The sequence below is a fragment of the Lentiprolixibacter sp. genome (genome assembly GCF_982873095.1).
Genome location: NZ_CEYNTP010000267.1, coordinates 1 through 3463, shown reverse-complemented (window position 1 = coordinate 3463; position 3463 = coordinate 1). Strand labels below are relative to the sequence as shown.

The following is a 3463-nucleotide window of genomic DNA, read 5'->3' as shown; positions in this document are numbered from 1 at the left end:
ACAAACTCGCTACTTTTTTCATAGTCTTAATTTTGATTCTTAACTATATAAAATTAGAATTTTCTAAAGGCTCATTTTTTGATTTAACGACATTTTAACTGATAAAAATACCTTAAATAAAGTCCTATCTTTGTCCGGCAATGGAAACCAAAGCACTTCCTTTTTATAAATACCAGGGCACGGGCAATGATTTCATTTTAATAGATAACAGACAGCTCGTATTCCCCAAAAATAATACCAATTTGATCGCACAGCTGTGTGACCGAAAATTTGGCATAGGGGCAGACGGGCTCATGTTGCTGGAAAATGACGAATTGTCTGATTTTCGTATGCTATACTACAATGCTGATGGCAATGAGGGCAGTATGTGTGGTAATGGTGGGAGATGTATGGTAGATTTTGCACATTTCCTGGGGATCATTGGGGAAAGCACTACCTTCAATGCAGTAGATGGGCTACATTCGGCCAAATGGTCCGCTGACCGGATTGCCTTGCAAATGCAACCCGTTACCGAGATCAGGGAAAAGCCCCAGAACCTCTTTCTGGACACAGGCTCACCACATCACGTACAGTTGGTTGAAGGGATCGAACAATATGATGTTTACCGGGAAGGTAAACGGCTGCGATACGGATTATACGGAGAGTCAGGAAGTAATATTAACTTTGTTGAGCCACTTGGCGAAAATACCTTCGCAGTACGCACATATGAACGGGGAGTGGAGGACGAAACGCTTTCCTGCGGGACCGGGGTTACCGCTGTTGCCATTGCCATGGATTATCTGGGCCATGCCGATGAGGGCCCTGTTTTCCTGAAAACACAGGGGGGAGAATTACAGGTTTCTTTTAGGAAAACTGGTTCGGAATATACAGATATAATACTTAAAGGGCCTGTAAAACAGGTCTATAAGGGGACAATTGAAATTTGAAACTCACAGGCAGGCATATCTATCTGAGGGCTATTGAGCCGAAGGACCTCGAATTCCTTTATGAACTGGAGAACAACCCGGAAATTTGGGAAGTTAGTGGAACCCTGGCTCCTTATTCCAAACACGTATTAAAACAGTATCTGGAACAGGCCCATAAGGATATTTATGAAGTTCGGCAACTGAGGCTGTGTATCTGTGATACTACGGACAGGGTGGTGGGACTTATTGATTTGTTTGATTTTGACCCCAGAAATAAAAGGGCAGGTGTGGGTATCATTATCGCCCGGAGTAAGGACCGCAATCATGGACTGGGAACGGAAGCCCTTGAGCTTCTATGTGATTACGCATTTAAATCTCTGGATTTGAGGCAGGTATACGCCCATGTAGGAGAACATAACGAAGCCAGCCTCCATCTCTTTAATAAACTGGGTTTTGTACAGTCCGGGATACTTGAGGATTGGTTGCGTTCCGGGAAGGAATTCAGAAAGGTAGTTGTGTTTCAAAAAATAAATCGCTGATGTATATCAAAAGGCTATTACTGATCATTGTTTTTCTTGGCCTGGTGGGAGGGGGTACCTTCGCCTACATGGTCTATGATACCTTTTTTCTGCCTAACACCAGTTTCAATAATGAAGAGGCCTACGTTTATATCCCCACGGAAGCCGACTTTTCAGAAGTCAAGAAGCGTTTGGAACCCCTGGTTGAGGACCTTGAGGCTTTCGAGGCCGTGGCCCGGCGTAAGCAGTACATAAACAACATCAAACCAGGGAAATACAGGATACTCAAGGGGATGAACAACAACGAAATGGTCAACTCGCTACGAATAGGTAACCTGCCAGTTCAGGTCTCCTTTAATAATCAGGAGAACCTTGCCTTATTAGCTGGGCGAATTGCTGACCAGATAGAAGCCGACAGCCTTTCCCTGCTCATGGCCATGTCTGATGCGGAATTTCTGGAAGAAAATGACTTTTCCGAGGAAACTGCCATTGGCCTCTACCTCCCAAATAGCTACGAACTATACTGGAACACTAGTGCTGAGCAGTTTCGTGAGCGCATGCTCCGGGAATACCAGCGTTTCTGGAATTCGGAAAGAATGGAAAAAGCAAAGGCACTGGATCTTAGCCCCGAACAGGTAATCTCTCTTGCATCCATTGTACATAAGGAAACCAGCAAGGTTGAAGAACGCCCGAGGGTAGCCGGGGTCTACCTGAACAGGTTAAAGCGCAACATGCTGCTGCAGGCTGATCCCACCGTGATCTTTGCCATAAAAAAGGAGTCTGGTAACTACGATACAGTGATCAAGCGGGTACTCTATCGGGATCTCGCCCTGGACTCTCCCTTCAACACCTACCGCTACCCTGGAATTCCCCCGGGACCCATTGCAATGCCTGATATATCTGCCATTGACGCGGTATTGAATGCCGAAGAACACGATTATCTCTACTTCGTGGCTGACGTTGAAGCATTTGGATATCATAAGTTTGCCGAGACACTTTCAGAGCACAATCGCAATAAAGTGCAGTATGTCCGTTGGCTCAATCGACAAAATGTTAACCGTTAATGCGTTTATCGGAGATTTCCTACAGAAAAGCTAAAAGGGGGTCAATTTTAGGAAAATTTTGGGATTAATTTTCAAATCGGGCGTATCTTTGTAACGTGAAATTTAAGCAGTCAGATTTTCTGATCGTAAGTCTTAAGAAAACACCTATATGAAAAGATGGCTAAGCGTAATCGGTCTGCTTACCATGATTTTTGTTTTAGCGGGTTTCGGTTTTCACACGGCTAATACAGCTGTAGATGTGCCCGAGGCGCTAAAAGTAAAAGAACCTACTATGGTTTTGTACCCCAAAAACAAAACCATTTCCCAACCCAACTTGGTAACTCCTCCATTCATTGGTAGCTCGTACATTGGATTTAAAGAGGCCCTGGCTTTCAAAGAGTCCCAGGGGAACTACTTTATCACTAACACACTTGGCTACCTGGGGAAATATCAGTTTGGGGTAGGTACTTTGCAGTTGATGGGCGTATACAACGCCACCCAGTTCTTGAACGATCCTATGTTACAGGAAGAGGTATTTCGTACCAACGTTGCCCGTAACAAATGGATTTTAAGAAGGGATATCAACCGCTTTGTAGGTAAAAAAATCAAGGGAGTGGAAATTACCGAGTCCGGGATCCTGGCAGCAGCCCACCTTGCAGGTGCAGGTAACGTTAAAAAGTACCTGCGGTCCTACGGAACTTTGGACGTAGAGGACGCCTATGGAACGTCAATCAGGGATTACATGAAGAAATTCTCGGGATATGATGTTTCAACTGTGCTTCCGCAGCGCAATCCCAAAGTGTGATCTGTATTTACGGGAAAAATTAAAAACTAAAGCCCTGTTTTTACGGGGCTTTTTTATTGTGCCTGTATTATGAATATGGCCGGCCTCTTGTGCAGCTCGGGCAGTTCTTGTTGTTTCCATTCAGAAACTTCACGGGTCATGACCAGTTCTGTGGGAAGGGTTAGGTCACATCCCACGCAAAGCCTTGTAGTA

General features: G+C 44.8%; 4 protein-coding genes. All 4 read left to right on the top strand.

Annotated features, from left to right (window positions below; genetic code table 11):
* Window positions 1-140 precede the first annotated feature (140 nt).
* The 4 genes from dapF to AC4E7D_RS12895 all read left to right on the top strand — a co-directional run bounded on the left by dapF (window position 141) and on the right by AC4E7D_RS12895 (window position 3271).
* Window positions 141-926 (top strand): diaminopimelate epimerase, encoded by a 786-nt coding sequence (gene dapF, locus AC4E7D_RS12910; protein ID WP_490174201.1) that lies wholly within the window; start codon window positions 141-143, stop codon window positions 924-926.
* Window positions 923-1444 carry a GNAT family N-acetyltransferase gene (locus AC4E7D_RS12905; protein ID WP_490174200.1) on the top strand — a complete coding sequence of 174 codons (522 nt, stop codon included), beginning with the start codon at window positions 923-925 and terminating at the stop codon, window positions 1442-1444. The genes dapF and AC4E7D_RS12905 overlap by 4 nt, the downstream gene beginning before the upstream one ends.
* The gene (gene mltG / locus AC4E7D_RS12900) at window positions 1444-2487 is read left to right on the top strand and encodes an endolytic transglycosylase MltG (RefSeq protein ID WP_490174199.1); all 1044 of its coding nucleotides are present in this window, start codon (window positions 1444-1446) and stop codon (window positions 2485-2487) included. The genes AC4E7D_RS12905 and mltG overlap by 1 nt, the downstream gene beginning before the upstream one ends.
* Window positions 2488-2635: 148 nt before the next feature.
* On the top strand, window positions 2636-3271 hold the full coding sequence (locus AC4E7D_RS12895) for a hypothetical protein (RefSeq protein ID WP_490174198.1): 636 nt from the start codon (window positions 2636-2638) through the stop codon (window positions 3269-3271).
* Window positions 3272-3463 lie beyond the last annotated feature (192 nt).

Bases quoted from the DNA above. Each gene is read 5' to 3' on its own strand.
- mltG (WP_490174199.1), top strand. From the start codon at position 1,444: ATGTATATCAAAAGGCTATTACTGATCATTGTTTTTCTTGGCCTGGTG.
- AC4E7D_RS12895 (WP_490174198.1), top strand. From the start codon at position 2,636: ATGAAAAGATGGCTAAGCGTAATCGGTCTGCTTACCATGATTTTTGTT.
- dapF (WP_490174201.1), top strand. From the start codon at position 141: ATGGAAACCAAAGCACTTCCTTTTTATAAATACCAGGGCACGGGCAAT.